A 16,938-nucleotide genomic window follows, 5' to 3' on the forward strand; every position below is an offset into this window, starting at 1 on the left:
ACAATGTTAGTATCATTAAAATGGTTATCGCAATATGTAGATATTGAAGGTCTTGCGCCTGAGGAACTAGCAGAAAAAATTACACGCTCAGGTATTGAGGTAGATGCAGTAATCGACCGTGCACAAGGGATGACAAACATTGTCGTTGGGCATGTTGTATCAAAGGAAAAACACCCTGAAGCGGATAAGTTAAACGTTTGTCAGGTAGACGTAGGTGAAGAGAGCTTACAGCAAATCGTATGCGGAGCACCGAATGTCGATGCAGGACAGAAAGTAATCGTAGCGCGTCCGGGAGCAAAATTACCGGGTGGTATCAAGATTAAAAAAGCAAAGCTGCGCGGACAGGAATCAAATGGTATGATCTGTTCCCTTCAGGAGCTTGGCATTGAAGGACGATTAGTACCGAAAGCATATGCAGAAGGAATTTATGTATTGCCGGAGGATAGTGTGCCTGGGACGGATGCGCTGGAACTATTAGGGTTACGCGATACAGTATTAGAACTAGGATTAACACCAAACCGCTCAGATGCATTATCAATGCTTGGTGTTGCTTATGAAGTAGCAGCTATCCTTTCAACAGAGGTGAAGCTTCCTGAAATCAACTACACAGCCTCAGCTGAAAAGGCGCAGGATAAATTAAGTCTACGTGTTGAAGATACAGCAGTGAACCCGCTGTATGCTGCAAAAGTTGTGAAGAATGTAAAGGTAGCAGAGTCGCCGTTATGGCTGCAGCATTATTTAATGGCAGCCGGTGTACGCCCTCATAACAATGTTGTCGACATTACAAATTACATTTTAATGGAGTACGGCCAGCCGTTGCATGCATTTGATTACGACAGCCTAGGTACAGGCGAAATCGTGACTCGTCATGCAGCAGAAGGTGAAAAAATTACAACGTTGGATGACCAGGAACGTACATTGCAGGCACATAACTTTGTTATCACAAACGGTAAGGAGCCCGTAGCTGTAGCTGGTGTAATGGGTGGCGCAAACTCAGAGGTATCCGATGAAACAACAACAGTTGTCATTGAGTCTGCTTATTTCGCTGGGCAGTCCGTTCGCCGTACTTCTAAGGATTTAGGTCTGCGTTCAGATTCCTCTGCCCGTTTTGAAAAAGGGGTGGATCCAAACCGTGTCATTCCGGCAGCAGAGCGGGCAGCACAACTGCTTTCAGAGCTGGCTGGCGGCGAGGTGCTGGAAGGAACAGTGCTTGTTGATGAACTGGATAAAACTCCTGCTCGTGTCGTTGTGTCACCGGACTTCATCAACACACGTCTTGGCATGAAGATTTCCCTAGAAGATATGCTGTCTATTTTAGAGCGCCTGCAATTTGAGGTAGAGGCAGCAAACGGTCTATTGATCATCGATGTGCCGACACGCCGTCAGGACATCAAAATCGAAGAGGATATCGTAGAAGAGATTGCCCGTCTGTTCGGCTATGATGAAATTCCGACAACACTTCCTGAATCTGGGGAGCAGGTAGGCGGGTTGACAGCTTATCAAGAAAAACGCCGTATTGTACGTAATGTAATGGAAGGTGCGGGGCTGTTCCAGGCAGTTACCTATTCATTAACATCAGCTGCAGCCTCTCAAAAATATGCACTAAAAGCTGAAGAAACAACGAAGCTTCTTATGCCAATGTCGGAAGAGCGCTCTATATTGCGCCAAAGCCTGATTCCGCATTTAGTAGAAGCAGCTGCATATAATGTAGCGCGTCAAATCGATTCTGTAGCTTTATATGAAATCGGCTCTGTATTCCTTGGCCAAACAGCAGAGGGGCTGCCATTTGAGGAAGAGCATCTGTCATTGGTACTGACAGGTAAATGGACTGATAATGCATGGCAGGGAGAAAAGAAACAAGTTGATTTCTTCGTTGCTAAGGGTATTGTAGAAGCTGTTTTTGCAAAGCTTGGCTTAACAGAGCGAGTGTCGTATGTAAAAGCTTCTGTGGACGGCTTGCATCCCGGCCGTACAGCGCATGTATTGCTAGACGGCGGGGTAGTCGGTCTAATCGGCCAGCTGCACCCGGCTGAGCAAAAGCAAGCAGGCGTAAAAGAAACATATGTGGCGGAGCTGGATCTGCTATCTATTTTAAATGCTTCCACTGAGGAACTTGTGTACACACCAGTGCCACGTTTCCCTGCGATGACTCGTGATATCGCACTTGAGCTTGACCGTACAACAACTGCCGGTGAAATTGCTGAAATCATTAAAGGGGCAGGTACGAAGCTTCTGAAAGATGTAAAGGTATTTGACGTCTATGAAGGAGAAAAAATGGCTCCTGGCAAAAAATCTGTTGCCTTCTCATTAACATACTTCGATCCGGAAAGAACGTTGACTGATGAAGAAGTAGTGGCAGCCCATAACAAAGTATTAAAAGCATTAGAAGCAGCAGGCGCAGAAATCCGCTAAAGCAGATACCTGAAATGGAAGAATATGGGGTTGTGTTAAGAGTCATATTGGCTCTTAACACAGCCTTTTTCCATAATAGCTCTTCGCTCTCAACTATTGCTCCTGCAGTCGCATTAAAATATTATGATTCTTGAAAGGTGGTGTCCCTAAAAAAGTTTTTCGGGCACCACTTTGTTTAGATTTTGCAGAAAAAGTGCAATAATATTTATAGGAGGTGAGTGCCATCGTACTGCCTGAATTAGAAATCAACCATGCTTATTTTACATTTATTTTTCCTTTCAACTTTCGACAGCTGAAGCGTGACGAATTGATAGAAGAGCTTGAAAAGAATGATTTTACGTTATTTGATATAGAAAATGAACAGCTGCAGGATAAGTATTATCCAGAGGATATCAAGATTTCTCATAAGGAGCTAGGGCAGTTTTTTTATCCATTTATAGAAGATAAGCTCTTTCCGAAACATGAAGGTAAACTCGGATTTTTCCGATATTCTAAAGAAATAAAACTAACGGGCGAATTACATACACCTACAGTAACGACTGCTTTTGATATTCATAGTATGGATGTGTGGCTATGTCCTGCAAATATCGGTATGATTGCGACACGCGTAGTAGTGAAGGGAGATCGCGAAATCAGTGAGGCGATAAACTTTGCTCATTTCTTCCGTGTGCTCGAACCCCAATTAGAAGAAGAGATGGGGGCCTACCTTACCATAAACGGAGAGCTGTACGATACGTTTTATTCGCTCATTAAACTAGATCTTCTTCCATTTTTTGAAAAGTATTTAGTCATATATAAAGATGTAGTGCAATATGGCGGAAGTGTTCCGTTTATAGAAGATGAACGTATGTACACAACGGGCTGCCTTCTAACAAATGGGGGGGAGGTGGATGAAACACTCCTGTACCGGCTTGGACAGATGGATGGCTATGGGCGGGACGGGAGGCCGTTCATGTCCACTACTAATATCGAATATGTCCGGCGATATATACAAGATCATGTGCTGGATCGTTGGGCACCGAATGCTTACACCATTACTTCCAATCAAGCGCATATGCATATTACAAATGAGAAGCAAGCGAAGCTATTAAACTCCCTCGGAACTTTTTACAGCACCCATTATTATACCGTCATTATTTATTATTTTTATAAAATCATCTTATTAAAGCTATCCTTTGAGCATAGCGAAATTGAATGGGAAAATGATAAGGTGATCGTGGATGAGTTAATAAAGGAAATTATGAAGTTTTCCTCGCAATATTATTTTGATGAGGTGGCTGTACGCTCGGAGGGTAGGGAAATTTCGACCATGCTCCGAAAACAATTCCGGATTACTTCCCAGTATGAAGAAATTAAGAAAACGCTCAATGATTTATATCGTACTTTAGAGGATCAGGCGGATGAGCGTCTCAATGACCTTTTATTCATACTTACAATATTTACTGTTATTTCAGGTATTTACGGAATGAACCTTGTCATCGAAGATTGGGGTGGCAAAATCGACTGGGCAAAGGCAGCCCATTATTCGCTATTTGATTGGATTGCCTTTGTGGTCGCATTATCCGGGATTGGACTATCCTTCTTGCTTGTCTGCCAATTAACATATCGCACAATCAGCCGGAGAATCAAGAAATGGATACGACAAAGGCAGATGTAAAGAATACACATGGAAATATGCTAGTAGAGTAAAGCTGTCCGGAAGGTCGAACCTTTCCGGGCAGCTTTTTTCTTTCCATAAATTCAGAACAGCTGGTTTAATTTCTACTAGTAAACACCGTGCCAAAAGTCTTGGTTATAAAACATAGGTAAGGATGCTTTTGTTCCTTTTGGTAAGTATTGTATATAATGAGAAGAAACAAGATAAAGAGGTGTAGATGTAAAGATGGCCTTATGGCTGATAGGTGGTAGTTTAATCTTCTTATTGACAGCGGCTTTCACGCTGCTTATCGTGGCACTCTTCTTACTAGGTGATGATTCCCTGCTTGCAGATGAATCAGTTGTGGAAGCCGACGATGTTTGTCTTGAAGGGGAAATGTACAATGAAGAAGAGCAAATCTGTATGCTTGAGGTAACGTGCGAGTCTCCGGAAGAATGTGCAGCATGGGGAGACCGGATCATTATGGAGCTGGAAGGTATATACGGTCCTCTGGACGATTATACAGCTGCAGATGGTGAGTTGACCCCTGAAGAAATCATTTATACGTATGAAATTGAGGATAATAGAGTGCCGGAGGATGTAGAGGAAGACTACTTATGGCAGTGGCACAGCTTTGATTGGATGACGCCCGATAATATGACGACGATGATTGATATGATAGAAATTTTTGAAGGAAGCGAAACGAATGCTTATGTTAAGGTAGCAGGAGGTACGAGCGCAACACTGGGTTTGAATAGCTCTCCTTTTATCCCATCAGAAACCATTCAAAATAACCTGCATGAATTGGCTCACCTTCTCTCCCTGACACCCCAGGAAGTAGATTACAGCTTAGATGAAAAATACTGCTGGACGAATTATACAGAGGAGGGCGGCTGCTTTTATGAAGATTCTTATTTATACCTATTTTACGGGCGCTTCTGGCTTCTCGATTATGAAGAAACGGGAGAATACTTTTTGAGTGAGTATGCCGCAACACATGAGCAGGAAGATTTTGCTGAATCATTTATGTATTTCGTCCTATATCCGAAGCCGGAAGGAACTACAGTAGCCGAGAGGAAAATTTTATTCTTTTATCAGTTTGATGAGATGATTGAGCTGCGAGCTGAGCTATTAGCGAGGATTGCCACATGGCTTGTCCGGACAGGATAAAATGACTAATTTTAGGAATAGTGTTGCACGGCTTTTTTGTTTCGGCTATGATAAAGCCATTACAGTTTAATAGTACCCACAGGAGGGGCCGAGCGAGTCGGCTGAGATTGTGCACTGATGCTGCACTGACTCTTTGAACCTGTAAGTTAGCACTTGCGTAGGGATGTGGATAGAAACCGACTTCAAAACGATGTCAGGCTCTGTCCTGATGTCGTTTTTTTTCGTTCTATTCCTTCTTTCGCTTAGAAATGAGAGAAAGGAGAGGAAATATGGAAAAAAGAAAATTGAGGATGTGGATTGAAATAGCATTGTTTGCCGGCATCGGTGTTATTTTCAATATGATGTCCATCAACTTTATGCCCCAAGGTGGAGGGATTTCTTTACAGATGATCCCGATCCTTCTTATCGCCATCAGGTGGGGAGTGATCGCAGGCTTTTCGACCGGGCTGTTAATGGGCTTTATTGATATTGCGACAGGAGTACCTGTATACCACTGGGCTCAAGTGTTATTAGACCATTGCTTGGCTAATGCGGTAGTTGGTTTTGTCGCTCTTTTGAACAAGCCTATCCATCATGCATTGAACAATTCACATAAAAGGAAGCTCACACTATCTTTGACAGCAGCCATTAGTATGGCAGGATTTTTTAAATTTTTTGTTCATGTCATTTCGGGAGTGATATTTTTCTATATGTTTGCAGATGGCCAGAATGTGTGGCTCTATTCGATTATTTATAATGCCACACCAATGGTTCCGACGATTGGTGTAACGATTGTCTGCACGACATTGTTGCTCACTTCGTCCCCGAAGCTTGTTCTACCAAAATTAGCATAAAGGAGAGGTAATTATGTCATTTTGTCAAAATATCCGAAAAGAAACAAACCGCTATTTCGAAGAAAGTTTCCGGCATCCATTTGTAAAAGGGTTGGTCAATGGTACATTGCCCGTTGAAAAGTTTGCCTATTATATGCTGCAGGATGCGTACTATTTGAAGCATTACGCAAAGGTTTTAGCGTTAACTGCTGTTAAGGTAGAAAAAGAAGCGGATATGAAATTATTTTTGGAGAAGGCACAGTTTGTTCAGCAATCGGAGTTGATGCTGCATTCAACCGTCTTCCAGGAACTTGGGATTACAGAAGAAGAGGTCGCACATTTTACTCCTGCTCCTGCTGCCTATAATTATGTCAGCCATATGTATCAGGCGGTCTATAACGGTGATGCTGCAGAGAGTTTTGCTGCCATGCTGCCGTGCCCTTGGCTGTACCAGGAGATAGGTGAGCGTTATCAGGATGCGAAACCGGGTGTGAAAGTGTATCAGGATTGGATCGACATGTATAGTGATAGTTCGTTTAAGCAGTCGATCGAGGAGCAGATCGAGATGATGGACCGCTATGCATGTGAAAACCCTCATAAAAGCGAAATTTTAAAGCAGCATTTCATTCGAAGCTGTTATTATGAATGGCAATTTTGGGAGATGCCTTGGACAATGCAGGATTGGGAAAGGGAGGTAAAAAAATATGAGCTTGTCGAACATTTATAAAAAAAAGCCGCTTGTACATTGTATTACGAATACAGTAGCAGCCAATTTCACGGCAAACGGCCTACTGGCAATCGGTGCCTCACCTATAATGGCGGACGAGGCAATAGAGGCAGAAGAAATGGTGCGTATTGCGGATGCCCTGCTGCTTAACATAGGTACTTTACACGAAACAACGGCTAAAACGATGCTGATTGCTGGAAAAGCTGCTAATAAGAAAGGCATTCCTGTTGTACTGGATCCTGTCGCTGTCGGTGCCTCCCTTTACCGTCAGCAAATTGTAAAAGAAATACTCGCTCAGATTCAGATTGACTGCATTCGCTGTAACGTAGGGGAACTGGCTGTCATTGCAGGGGTGCCATGGGAATCAAGAGGCGTTGACAGCGGAGAAGGGCAGATCGACATTATAGAAACGGCAAAGCTTGTGGCCAACACATACAATACCCTTGTATTTGTAACGGGAAGTACGGACATCGTAACAAATGGAAAGGAGACTTTCCAAATACAAGGAGGAAATGAGAGGATTACGCAGGTAACGGCTACAGGCTGTCTGCTGAGCGCTATTTGTGCTGCAGGGCTGGCAGCGGATGATAGAAATGTGGCGACCTTGCAGGCTGTTTCATCAAGCTATAAAAGAGCAGCTGAACTAGCGGGTGAGCAGCCATATATCGGCAGCTTCCAGATAAGCCTGTTAAATGCGCTCGAACGTCTATCACAGGGGGAAAAAGAATGGACATTGTTATGACGGTAGCAGGCTCGGATTCAGGCGGAGGAGCAGGGATTCAGGCAGATCTAAAAACCTTTCAGGAGCTAGGTGTTTTCGGCACGACAGCCATTACGGCATTAACAGCACAAAATACATGGGGAGTTGAAGGGATTGTCTCGGTAGAGCAGGATTTTGTCAAACAGCAAATGCTTACTGTATTGGCGGATTTCCCAGTGCGCGCTCTTAAGACAGGTATGTTATTTTCTGCAGAAATTATTGAAGGAGTGGCACAAGTTCTTGCTGATAAAGATATGCTACTCGTCATTGATCCTGTCATGATTGCCAAAGGAGGGGCGCCACTGCTGCAAAGAAGCGCCATAGAAGCTTTGAAAAAGCACCTTCTGCCTATCGCAACCGTTATTACACCAAATATTCCGGAGGCTGCCGAATTAAGCGGGATAGAGATTACTTCAGCGGAAGATGCCAAAAAGGCGGCACATATATTGCTGCAGACCGGTGTGAATTGTGTTGTGATGAAGGGCGGCCATTTAGAGGGAGATCAGGCGGTTGATGCGGTTTACTTCGCTGACGGAACTTCCTTTATGATGGAAAGCCAGCGGATCCGGACAAAACAAACTCATGGAACGGGCTGTACATTTTCAGCAGCCATCACGGCCTTTTTAGGAAAAGGATTTGAGCTGAAAGAGGCTATCATTGAAGCGAAAAAATACGTACAGCTGGCTATCAGTCACCCGTTAAATATAGGGAACGGGCATGGACCGACAAACCATTTTGCTTATAAACATTATAAAAATCAAGTGGAGGTGATGGTAGTTGAAGCATGAACAGTTAGCCGTATATTTTATCATGGGTACGCAAAACGTCAAGAACAGACAGGCGCTTGAGGTACTGGAGGAGGCATTGCAGGCGGGTGTTACGATATTTCAATTTCGGGAAAAAGGTGACGGTGCATTAAAGGGTCCGGATTATGAACAATTTGCCCGTGAGTGCCAAGCGTTGTGTAAAACATACCAAGTGCCCTTTATCGTGAATGATGATGTCGATCTGGCCGTCGCTTTGCAGGCAGATGGTGTGCATATTGGTCAGGATGATGAAAAAGCGCGTAAGGTGAGAGAAAAAATCGGAAAAGGAATTCTCGGCATTTCAGCCCATTCCCTTGAGGAAGTAAAAGAAGCCGTTAGACATGGAGCAGATTATGTAGGAATAGGCCCTGTCTTTCCTACCAAGTCAAAGGCTGATGCTAAGTCGCCGGTAGGCACCGAGTTGTTGGAGCAGGTTGTTGCTAATTTTCCAGATTTACCGGCTGTGGCGATTGGCGGCATCACAGAAGAACGGGCTTCTGCAGTATTGCAGACAGGTATAGGTGGAGTTGCTGTTATTTCAGCTATTTGTGAAAGTCCGTACATTCAAGCGACGGTAAAACAACTAAAAAGATAATATTGTAATAAAAGCGACAAATTTGTCGCTTTTTCTTTTTGGCTCGGTGGACTTTCACAATTTACTTACTATAGAATAGGAGACAGTGAAACGAATTATAAAGGAGGAGGGACTATGAAGTTCCATCCAATTTCCATTTTGCGTGCAACGGGCATTCTAGATGGCATATCGCTGCTTGTGCTGCTTTGCATTGCGATGCCTCTTAAATATATAGCAGATTACCCTATGGCGGTAACAATTGTCGGTGCCGTGCATGGGGGAATCTTTATTGCCTATCTGCTCTCCATTTTATATGTTCAGCTCCGGGTACAGTGGAATGCAGGGTTGTCAATTGTAGCGATACTTGTCGCCTTCATTCCAGCAGGCAACTTTGTATTTGATTACTTCCTGAAAAAGCGGAAAGCATCGTATACTATAAAACCATTCTGCAAATCATGGATTGTTTATATGATTGTCTTCTTTACATTCATTGATTTATTTACACAGCTTCCTATTATGAGTACGTTTGCCACATCGGTTGGCGCCAGTGCCATGATTGCCGGATTTGTTGTCGGGATCTACTCGTTGACGAATACGTTCGGTAATGTGCTTTCTGGTATTTTTACGGATCGTTATGGAGCGTTTCGCCTGCTTGTGCTTGGCTTGATTACTACAAGCATATCGCTGCTGCTTTATAATGTCGTGGACAATCCAACGACACTGATTGCCGTACGCTTTATCCATGGCTTTTTAGGCGGGCTTATTGTACCGGCAGCCTTTACACTTCTTGCCAATACGACGAAGGAGGAAAAGCAGGGGAGCCAAAGTGCAGTTACGGGATCCTTTGTCGGTGTTGCGGCAATTGTCGGTCCTGCATACAGCGGTATCATGGCAAGCCGAACTTCAGCTCCTTTTGTTTTTACAACGGTCGCAGCTGCTGGGATAGTCCTGGCAATTGTAACAGTGCTGTTTTTAAAAATGTCTGCCGCCCATATGCAAAAGGAAGTGCAAGAAAGAGAAGCCTTTCATTTCAATAAAGGGATTGTACAGGCATATGCGGGTGCCTTTTTCTTAATGTTTTCACAGGGAGCACTTGCTTATCTGCTGCCTCTTCATGTAGAAAATCTAGGCCATAGCTCCCGTCTGAGCGGTACGCTTATGAGCATGTTCGGCATCGTGGCTGTCCTGATTTTTGTTCTGCCAACAAACCGCTTATTTGATAAGATTCCGCCTATTTACAATCTTGTGGCGGGACTTGCCTGTATGGGAGCGAGCCAGCTGCTGATCGGACAGATGAGGGGAGCAGCCGCACTTTACGGGGTTCTTGCTTTATATGGTGTTGGTTTTGCTTTCCTTTTCCCAGCCATTAATACATTGTTAGTCCGCTCGACGACGGCGGGCATACGCGGCAAAGCCTATGGGTACTTTTATGCCTTTTTCTCTTTAGGTGTAGTAGTCGGTTCATCAGGTTTGGGTATTCTGCCTTTTTCTCTAATTGGCAGCTTTACCTTTACAGGTGTATTGCTCATCGTTCTGTCCGCCATCGTCTTTATAAGTGCTCTGCGCACAAAGTTTAGTTCGAAGACATTAAAATCTGCATAGAGAATGGACGGGCTTATAGCCCGTCCATTTCATTTTCTTCAGCAGCAGCTGTTTGCTTTTGGGGTTTGGTTACACCGAAAATCCCACCGGCTACTGCGCTTATTGTATGTATAAAAGCAAATGTGTAAAAATTGATAAATATCTTGTTTGTGTACTCATTTAACATAGGATAGCCGTAAATAATCGAGCCTTTTTCGGCCGTTGTGCCTCCTAGAGCAGAATAGACATCTTTTCGATATTCCAGTGCATAGTAGAAAAGAGCCGCTGCAAGGGCAAAGCCGCCGAGTAATAAGCAATTACGTAAAATCTTGTCCTTTGTTTGCCAGGAAAGCTCTGTAAAATAGCGGAATGTAATAAACAAACTCAATACAATAAAAGGTAAGACAAGTGCCAGCCCTACTGCGCCTAAATTACCGTTTGCCGTGCCAGCTTCATTCGCCTTCATAGTAAAAAAATGCTCAATTAACAATACGCCCATAAGCGATATCCCTACACTAATCATCCAGCTAAGACGTAACATATTTGAATCCTCCTTACTTGTCCACTATACAATTGTTTGGCACGCGGTTCAATGAATAATAAAAGCCAGCTGTTTGCTTCTGACAGCGTAAAGTAAAAGAACCGTAAAGGCCAACATCAATTTAGACTGTAATCCTTCCTCAGAAAAGAAACACTTCTATGATTTTTTGAATACGATGTATTAATTGTCCATTTTAGAAAATCCTTAAAGATAGAGGTAAAACAACATGAAAAAACTGATGGTTATATTAATGTTTTCAATTGTAGGACTTGTAGGTTGTCAAGGGAAATCGGATAAGGAAAGGCAGCTCGAGGAACAAATAACGGTACTTGAGCAGCAGTTGTCAGACCTGCAACAGCAAGTATCGTATGAAGAATCTCCAGCAGGTAGCGAAGAGGAAGAGCAAAATGAAGAGCCCGTCCTCAAGCTGATCGATCCGGCTACATCTAAGGTAGTGCGAACATTTTCACCTTTTGAGCTTGGTTATGAAATGGATATTAACGCCTATATACAAGAAATTGAAGAGCTGGCGAAGGAACTGGCAAGAGGCACTGAATCTACTCCTGGCTATGATCAGAAAATGGTGCTTGATCGTATCGGTGAAAATGGGCAGTTGATTAAGGGCAGCCCGATGATTGTTCTAAAGGAAGATGAACTCGTAGAAAAAATGATTGCAGCGTCGGATACCGGCGGTGAAATTCTTTTACCTATTTACAAAACGGAAAGCGGCTATGATGAGCAGGAAGTTTCCACATTGAATGAGGTAAAAATTGCTTCCTTTACGACGTATTTCAATGCAAATGAAAAAGGAAGGAATAAAAATATTGAGCTGTCGGCAAGATCGTTAAATAATGTCATAGTAGGAAATGGAGACTACTTCTCTTTTAATACGATGGTCGGGCGGCGATCAGAGGAAAGAGGATACCAGCCGGCAAAAGAAATCATTAAAGGGAAGCTTGTCATGGGAATAGGGGGAGGAATCTGTCAGACATCCTCGACTTTATTTAACGCAATCGATAAATTACCTGTAACAATTGTAGAAAGACATCATCATTCCTTGGATGTAGGGTATGTACCGAAGGGAAGAGATGCGACTGTTTCGTACGGCTCACTGGATTTCAGGTTTCGAAATACGAGTGGCGTTCCTTTTCTAATTAAAACGGTTTATTATGATGGAGTATTGACGATGGAAGCCTGGACATCAAGAGAATATGAAATTTTGCTGGAAGCACTTCAGTAATCCAAAGAGATTGCCCGATAGAGGCAGTCTTTTTGTATGGATAGAAAAGATATATATGCTAAAAAAGATTCACATACCTGTAGGCAGCATCTATGTTTCTAGGAGGAAATAGGTGAAAGAGAATAGGTTTCTATTTTATAATAAGGAAAGGACAAAGGGGGAATCATGATGTTAACAAAAGATGATACAGTTTTAGTATTAATTGATATTCAAGGGAAGCTGGCACAGATCGTAGATAAAAGTGAATCGGTTATCAACAATATTGTTCGTGCAGTAAAAGGGGCCAAGGTGCTGGAGCTGCCGATTTTATGGATGGAGCAGTATCCAAAAGGCCTTGGACCGACTGTACAGGAGATTGCTGATGAAGTTGGGGGAGAACCGATAGAAAAGATTACATTCAGCGCTTATGATACAGAAGCGTTTGTTCGAAAACTAGAAGCAACGGGCCGTAAGAAGGTATTGCTGGCAGGGATTGAAACACATATTTGCGTGTACCAAACAGCTGCCCATCTATTGGCGAACGGCTATGAAGTAGAAGTACTGGCGGATTGTGTGTCTTCCCGTACAAATGCAAATCATGAAGTAGGAATGAAGAAGATGATGCAGCTTGGAGCGCACATAACAAGTGTTGAAATGGCGTTATTTGAAATGCAAGTTGTAGCAAAAGGCGATGCATTCAAGGAAATTAGTAAAATTGTTAAATAGCGATGGGAAAGAGGCTGCCTTCAATCAAGGCAGCCTCTTTTTTTCATATATCCTTCTTAAAAGAATGTCAGCTGTTATGGTTTTCTCCGGGATGAGGAGGCTGGACAGGGTGCGTATCAGGAATGACGGTTATTGGGCGCATCATATCATGATCTTCATGCTCCAAGTAATGACAATGCCAAATGTAATTTCCGGTATACCCTTTCCAGTGCATTATAAGCTTTGTTACGGAACCTGCTTCTACCTTAACTGTATCTTTCCATCCCTGTTCGTAGTCTTTAGGCGGTTCGGGATCACCCGTATACTGCACAATTCCTTCGCTGTCGAACAACTCAACATCGAAGGGCTGACGTTCAAGAATTTTGAATTGGACTAAGTGAATATGAATTGGATGGGGAACAGGTGCTGTATTAATTAAATTCCAGATCTCGATGCTATCCAGTGCCGGCTTCTCAGTAGCGGGGTCGTGGTACATATGATTATTCAGCAGCAGCATGAGCCTGCCATATTCATCAGTTGTTGCTGTTAATGGGAGATTCCGGATTGTATGGGCATGTTCTGTGTGTACATCCATGGACGGAGCTAACGCTGTTGGAATTTCACTAGTGTCCTCACTTCTTAATGGTAGATCTACAGTAAATTGCATGATGACGTTCGTATGATCATCTGCAAATTCCTCATCGCTGTTCATTAAAATAATCTTTTCTCCTTTATAATTGGAAAAGTCGATAATGAAATCGGCTCTTTCTGCAGGCAGCAATTCAATGGACGGAATTTCAATAGGCGCTCTCAGGAAGCCTCCATCTGTACCGATTTGAATCAGCGGCTGCCCATTCGATAGGTTGATTACATAGCCTCTTCTATTGGAGGCGTTCAGCATACGGAAGCGGTATTTTCGCGGCTCCACCTGTAAATAGGGCCAGACTTTACCGTTGACGACTATCGTATTCCCGACCATGCCGAGTGTGATGGAAGGATGAACAGGAGCTGGAGGGTCAGTTTGGTCTGGATAAAATAGAGAACCATCCTCATTGAAGGTTTTATCCTGAATCATTAATGGTATTTCATATTTTCCTTTTGGCAATTTCAGCCTATCCTCCAGTGCATCGCGAAGCAAATAAAAGCCTGCCAATCCTGCATATACATTTAGTCGTGTAATGCCCATTGTGTGATCGTGATACCATAACGTCGTGCCGGGTTGATGGTTTGTATATTCGTGGATTTCTCTCGTGAATTTTGGCCCTGTTATTTCATAGCCCTTTGTATACCAGGCTTCCGGATGGCCATCACTCTTCCAGTCCACATGAGCCCCGTGCAAATGAACGACCGTTCTCACCTCCGGAGAATCGGAGGCACCATGCAATGTTTTATCGATAGGAAGGAAATGCCTGGCCGGCAGTCTGTTTACATACTTGACGAATACAGATTTATCCTTCCGGGCCTCGATTGTCGGACCGGGGAGCATCCCATTATATCCCCAAATTGTTGAAGGGGGAAAATCCTTATGGAAACGATGTTTTCCTTCTACAATAGAGAGCTCATAATACGATTGTTTTGGCAGGTCTTTATGAGTGCGCGGTGTAGCTGTCACAGGTTTAGGAAGGGGTGTCACAAACTTAGGAATCGAATCCGGACTTGCTGGATTTACTTTATTGAGCAATATCTCCATCCTTACTCTTTGTATTCTGTATATATGATATTCAAGAGGCGAAGGAATGGGGATAGTAAGCATGCTTACTCGTCTGCTTGACGAAATAGTGAGGTGGTTTCCATCAAATTTAGGATTTCAGGAAAAATGGTATAAAGTGATGATGAAACTATAATTAAAATAAAAGGTGGAGAAAATAAGAAGGAGGCCCTATTCGGTAAGGGCTGCTCCAGATTTCATAACTTTCAAGTTTCAGGAACCTTTTCCTTTTTAGTTAGAGGTCTCTCGCGCGGTGTAATGTTCACGATATAGTAGCTGACGATCAGCACTAATATGACGAGAGAAAAAATAAGTGTATCAATTGCATTCTCATGCTCCACAATGATCAACCGGACCATAGCGGTAATGCCGATATATAAAAAGTAACGAAGGGGGAAGTGATAGTCCTCTTTAAAATATTTTACGATCATCGTAATGAATTCAAAATACAGAAAAAACACGAGAATATTTGCCAGGAAATATTTGTAGTCTCGTTTTTCGGAGGAGAAGGCCATTTGTATAAACTCTACTAGCTCAATCATCATCATAATGCTTAAAACTATACCTAGGACGGTTAAGCTGATATTCAGGATGCTTTGCAATAGTTGCGGGATACCCGCTTTCAAGTTATTCACTTTAGTAAATTTATGTTCCATACAAATCCCTCCATTTCCATAAAGGTATGTTTATTATCGCATAAACTATCATGAAAATTGGAGATTTAACAAAAACTTCATAATGAAATCGTTTGCGGGCCGGCTTTCTTGTATAATAGCTTTGATATAGGAGGATGACGATGCAGAAATTTACACAGTTTCAATTAAGCGAGCCGATTGAAAGGGCTCTTTCCAAATTAGGGTATACAGTCCCGACAGAGGTGCAGCAAAAAGTATTGCCAGCTGCACTAGCCAATCTTGATTTGCTTGTGAAATCTCAAACAGGCAGCGGAAAGACAGCAGCTTTTGCTATTCCGATTTGTGAACAGGTCGAATGGCTGGAAAATAAACCGCAGGCGCTCGTTTTAACACCGACCCGTGAGCTGGCTGTCCAGGTAGCAGAGGAATTTACAAGTATCGGCCGCTACAAACGTATTAAAGCTGTACCGCTTTACGGGAAGCAGCCTTTCCATTATCAGCAGACAGAGCTTAAGCAGAAAACACATATCGCTGTAGGGACGCCTGGCCGTGTATTGGATCATATCGAAAAAGGAACGTTAAAGCTTGAAAAAATACGATATATTGTAATTGATGAAGCAGATGAAATGTTGAATATGGGATTTATCGAGCAGGTAGAAGCGATTCTTAGCTATATGCCCAAAAACCGGGTAACGATGCTATTTTCAGCCACATTGCCTGAAGCAGTAAAGGAACTGGCGGGGCGGCATCTGATCGCACCGGTAGATATTGAGGTACAAAAGGAAGCAGTAACAAACACGATTGACCATCAAGTAATAAAAATTGCAGAGGAAGAAAAGCTTCAGCTGCTTCAGGACGTCACTATTGTGGAAAACCCGGATAGCTGCATCATTTTCTGTCGTACAAAAGAACGGGTCGATAACGTGCATGACGAGCTGTATGACCTAGATTATAGTGTAGATCAGCTGCACGGAGGGATGGATCAGGCAACACGCCTTCTTGTAATGGATGATTTTAAGAAAGGCGCATTCCGCTACTTAGTCGCTACAGATGTTGCGGCACGCGGAATTGATATTGATCATATTACCCATGTGATCAACTACGATCTGCCGCTTGAAAAGGAAGCATATGTGCACCGGACAGGCCGTACAGGACGGGCAGGGCTGAGCGGTAAAGCCATCACATTCGTTACGCCATATGAAGAGGAATTTTTAAGAGGGATTGAGGAATTTATTGGATTTTCCATTCCAGAACATAATCGTCCGGATGTCGAGCAGGTGCTCAAAATGGAAATGCTGTTTGAACAGAAGATGAGCAGCACGCCTAAAAAGAAGCGGGTGAAGAAGGAGCTTGTAAATGAAGGAATCATGAAGCTCTATTTTAATGGCGGGAAGAAGAAGAAACTGCGCGCTGTCGATTTTGTCGGTACGATCGCGAAAATTCCGGGCATAAATGCAGAGGATATTGGCATCATTACGATACTCGATAATTCTACCTTTGTAGAAATCCTCAATGGCAAGGGGACACTTGTTCTAAAGGCGATGAAGGATACCCCGGTGAAAGGGAAAAATTTAAAAGTACATGAAGCGAAAAAATAAATTAAAGAGGCTTCAAAAATAAAGTTGAGGTTGTGACCACTCCCTGTGAAACGA

The 16,938-nt window shown here is 43.1% G+C and carries 15 protein-coding genes and 1 riboswitch; of the genes, 12 read left to right on the forward strand and 3 right to left on the reverse strand.

From position 1 onward, the window contains the following. Nucleotides 1-3 precede the first annotated feature (3 nt). The 9 genes from pheT (at nt 4) to BOD01S_RS15310 (ending at nt 10,499) form a co-directional block, all read left to right on the forward strand. Entirely contained in the window at nt 4-2,412 is a 2,409-nt protein-coding gene (pheT, locus tag BOD01S_RS15270) for a phenylalanine--tRNA ligase subunit beta (RefSeq protein WP_036156322.1), read from the forward strand. A 214-nt stretch (nt 2,413-2,626) separates the two neighbouring features. After that, nucleotides 2,627-4,069 (forward strand): magnesium transporter CorA family protein, encoded by a 1,443-nt coding sequence (locus BOD01S_RS15275; RefSeq protein ID WP_052124913.1) that lies wholly within the window; start codon nt 2,627-2,629, stop codon nt 4,067-4,069. A gap of 225 nt (nt 4,070-4,294) precedes the next feature. Then, nucleotides 4,295-5,218, forward strand: coding sequence for a hypothetical protein (locus BOD01S_RS15280; RefSeq protein ID WP_036156324.1), 924 nt, complete (start codon nt 4,295-4,297; stop codon nt 5,216-5,218). A gap of 71 nt (nt 5,219-5,289) precedes the next feature. Continuing rightward, nucleotides 5,290-5,399: riboswitch (TPP riboswitch) on the forward strand. A gap of 109 nt (nt 5,400-5,508) precedes the next feature. Beyond that, a complete protein-coding gene (thiT, locus tag BOD01S_RS15285; protein ID WP_169804326.1) occupies nt 5,509-6,051 on the forward strand; it encodes an energy-coupled thiamine transporter ThiT in 543 nt (180 codons plus the stop codon). Nucleotides 6,052-6,064: 13 nt separating this feature from the next. Next, a complete protein-coding gene (tenA, locus tag BOD01S_RS15290; RefSeq protein ID WP_036156328.1) occupies nt 6,065-6,757 on the forward strand; it encodes a thiaminase II in 693 nt (230 codons plus the stop codon). Then, a complete protein-coding gene (gene thiM, locus BOD01S_RS15295) occupies nt 6,735-7,499 on the forward strand; it encodes a hydroxyethylthiazole kinase (protein ID WP_036156329.1) in 765 nt (254 codons plus the stop codon). The genes tenA and thiM overlap by 23 nt, the downstream gene beginning before the upstream one ends. Further along, the gene (thiD, locus tag BOD01S_RS15300; RefSeq protein WP_036156331.1) at nt 7,484-8,305 is read left to right on the forward strand and encodes a bifunctional hydroxymethylpyrimidine kinase/phosphomethylpyrimidine kinase; all 822 of its coding nucleotides are present in this window, start codon (nt 7,484-7,486) and stop codon (nt 8,303-8,305) included. The genes thiM and thiD overlap by 16 nt, the downstream gene beginning before the upstream one ends. A gap of 22 nt (nt 8,306-8,327) precedes the next feature. Then, on the forward strand, nt 8,328-8,918 hold the full coding sequence (gene thiE / locus BOD01S_RS15305) for a thiamine phosphate synthase (protein WP_052124929.1): 591 nt from the start codon (nt 8,328-8,330) through the stop codon (nt 8,916-8,918). A gap of 114 nt (nt 8,919-9,032) precedes the next feature. Further along, entirely contained in the window at nt 9,033-10,499 is a 1,467-nt protein-coding gene (locus BOD01S_RS15310; RefSeq protein WP_036156335.1) for an MFS transporter, read from the forward strand. Between the two features lie 13 nt (nt 10,500-10,512). Here the strand turns inward: BOD01S_RS15310 and BOD01S_RS15315 are convergent, their stop codons facing one another. Continuing rightward, the gene (locus BOD01S_RS15315) at nt 10,513-11,019 is read right to left on the reverse strand and encodes a hypothetical protein (RefSeq protein ID WP_052124914.1); all 507 of its coding nucleotides are present in this window, start codon (nt 11,017-11,019) and stop codon (nt 10,513-10,515) included. A 226-nt stretch (nt 11,020-11,245) separates the two neighbouring features. On the opposite strand from BOD01S_RS15315, the gene BOD01S_RS15320 reads away from it, so the two are divergent. Both BOD01S_RS15320 and BOD01S_RS15325 read left to right on the forward strand, forming a co-directional pair. Further along, nucleotides 11,246-12,259: a VanW family protein gene (locus tag BOD01S_RS15320; RefSeq protein WP_036156337.1), complete on the forward strand. Its 1,014-nt coding sequence runs from the start codon at nt 11,246-11,248 to the stop codon at nt 12,257-12,259. Nucleotides 12,260-12,427: 168 nt separating this feature from the next. Next, nucleotides 12,428-12,964, forward strand: a complete 537-nt coding sequence (locus BOD01S_RS15325) for a hydrolase (RefSeq protein ID WP_036156339.1) — start codon at nt 12,428-12,430, stop codon at nt 12,962-12,964. Between the two features lie 67 nt (nt 12,965-13,031). Here the strand turns inward: BOD01S_RS15325 and BOD01S_RS15330 are convergent, their stop codons facing one another. Further along, nucleotides 13,032-14,633 (reverse strand): multicopper oxidase family protein, encoded by a 1,602-nt coding sequence (locus tag BOD01S_RS15330; RefSeq protein ID WP_036156340.1) that lies wholly within the window; start codon nt 14,631-14,633, stop codon nt 13,032-13,034. A gap of 224 nt (nt 14,634-14,857) precedes the next feature. Continuing rightward, the gene (psiE, locus tag BOD01S_RS15335; protein ID WP_036156342.1) at nt 14,858-15,307 is read right to left on the reverse strand and encodes a phosphate-starvation-inducible protein PsiE; all 450 of its coding nucleotides are present in this window, start codon (nt 15,305-15,307) and stop codon (nt 14,858-14,860) included. A 134-nt stretch (nt 15,308-15,441) separates the two neighbouring features. Here psiE and BOD01S_RS15340 point away from each other — a divergent pair, with 134 nt between their 5' ends. After that, nucleotides 15,442-16,884, forward strand: coding sequence for a DEAD/DEAH box helicase (locus tag BOD01S_RS15340; protein WP_036156344.1), 1,443 nt, complete (start codon nt 15,442-15,444; stop codon nt 16,882-16,884). Nucleotides 16,885-16,938: the final 54 nt, after the last annotated feature.

This window comes from Lysinibacillus odysseyi 34hs-1 = NBRC 100172 (genome assembly GCF_001591965.1).
Classification (GTDB): domain Bacteria; phylum Bacillota; class Bacilli; order Bacillales_A; family Planococcaceae; genus Lysinibacillus_B; species Lysinibacillus_B odysseyi.

Excerpts from the sequence above, each read along its gene's own strand:
- pheT (WP_036156322.1), top strand. The coding sequence starts at position 4 with ATGTTAGTATCATTAAAATGGTTATCGCAATATGTAGATATTGAAGGT.
- BOD01S_RS15280 (WP_036156324.1), top strand. The coding sequence starts at position 4,295 with ATGGCCTTATGGCTGATAGGTGGTAGTTTAATCTTCTTATTGACAGCG.
- thiT (WP_169804326.1), top strand. The coding sequence starts at position 5,509 with ATGTGGATTGAAATAGCATTGTTTGCCGGCATCGGTGTTATTTTCAAT.
- tenA (WP_036156328.1), top strand. The coding sequence starts at position 6,065 with ATGTCATTTTGTCAAAATATCCGAAAAGAAACAAACCGCTATTTCGAA.
- thiM (WP_036156329.1), top strand. The coding sequence starts at position 6,735 with ATGAGCTTGTCGAACATTTATAAAAAAAAGCCGCTTGTACATTGTATT.
- thiD (WP_036156331.1), top strand. The coding sequence starts at position 7,484 with ATGGACATTGTTATGACGGTAGCAGGCTCGGATTCAGGCGGAGGAGCA.
- thiE (WP_052124929.1), top strand. The coding sequence starts at position 8,328 with ATGGGTACGCAAAACGTCAAGAACAGACAGGCGCTTGAGGTACTGGAG.
- BOD01S_RS15310 (WP_036156335.1), top strand. The coding sequence starts at position 9,033 with ATGAAGTTCCATCCAATTTCCATTTTGCGTGCAACGGGCATTCTAGAT.
- BOD01S_RS15315 (WP_052124914.1), bottom strand. The coding sequence starts at position 11,019 with ATGTTACGTCTTAGCTGGATGATTAGTGTAGGGATATCGCTTATGGGC.
- BOD01S_RS15320 (WP_036156337.1), top strand. The coding sequence starts at position 11,246 with ATGAAAAAACTGATGGTTATATTAATGTTTTCAATTGTAGGACTTGTA.
- BOD01S_RS15325 (WP_036156339.1), top strand. The coding sequence starts at position 12,428 with ATGTTAACAAAAGATGATACAGTTTTAGTATTAATTGATATTCAAGGG.
- BOD01S_RS15330 (WP_036156340.1), bottom strand. The coding sequence starts at position 14,633 with ATGGAGATATTGCTCAATAAAGTAAATCCAGCAAGTCCGGATTCGATT.
- psiE (WP_036156342.1), bottom strand. The coding sequence starts at position 15,307 with ATGGAACATAAATTTACTAAAGTGAATAACTTGAAAGCGGGTATCCCG.
- BOD01S_RS15340 (WP_036156344.1), top strand. The coding sequence starts at position 15,442 with ATGACGATGCAGAAATTTACACAGTTTCAATTAAGCGAGCCGATTGAA.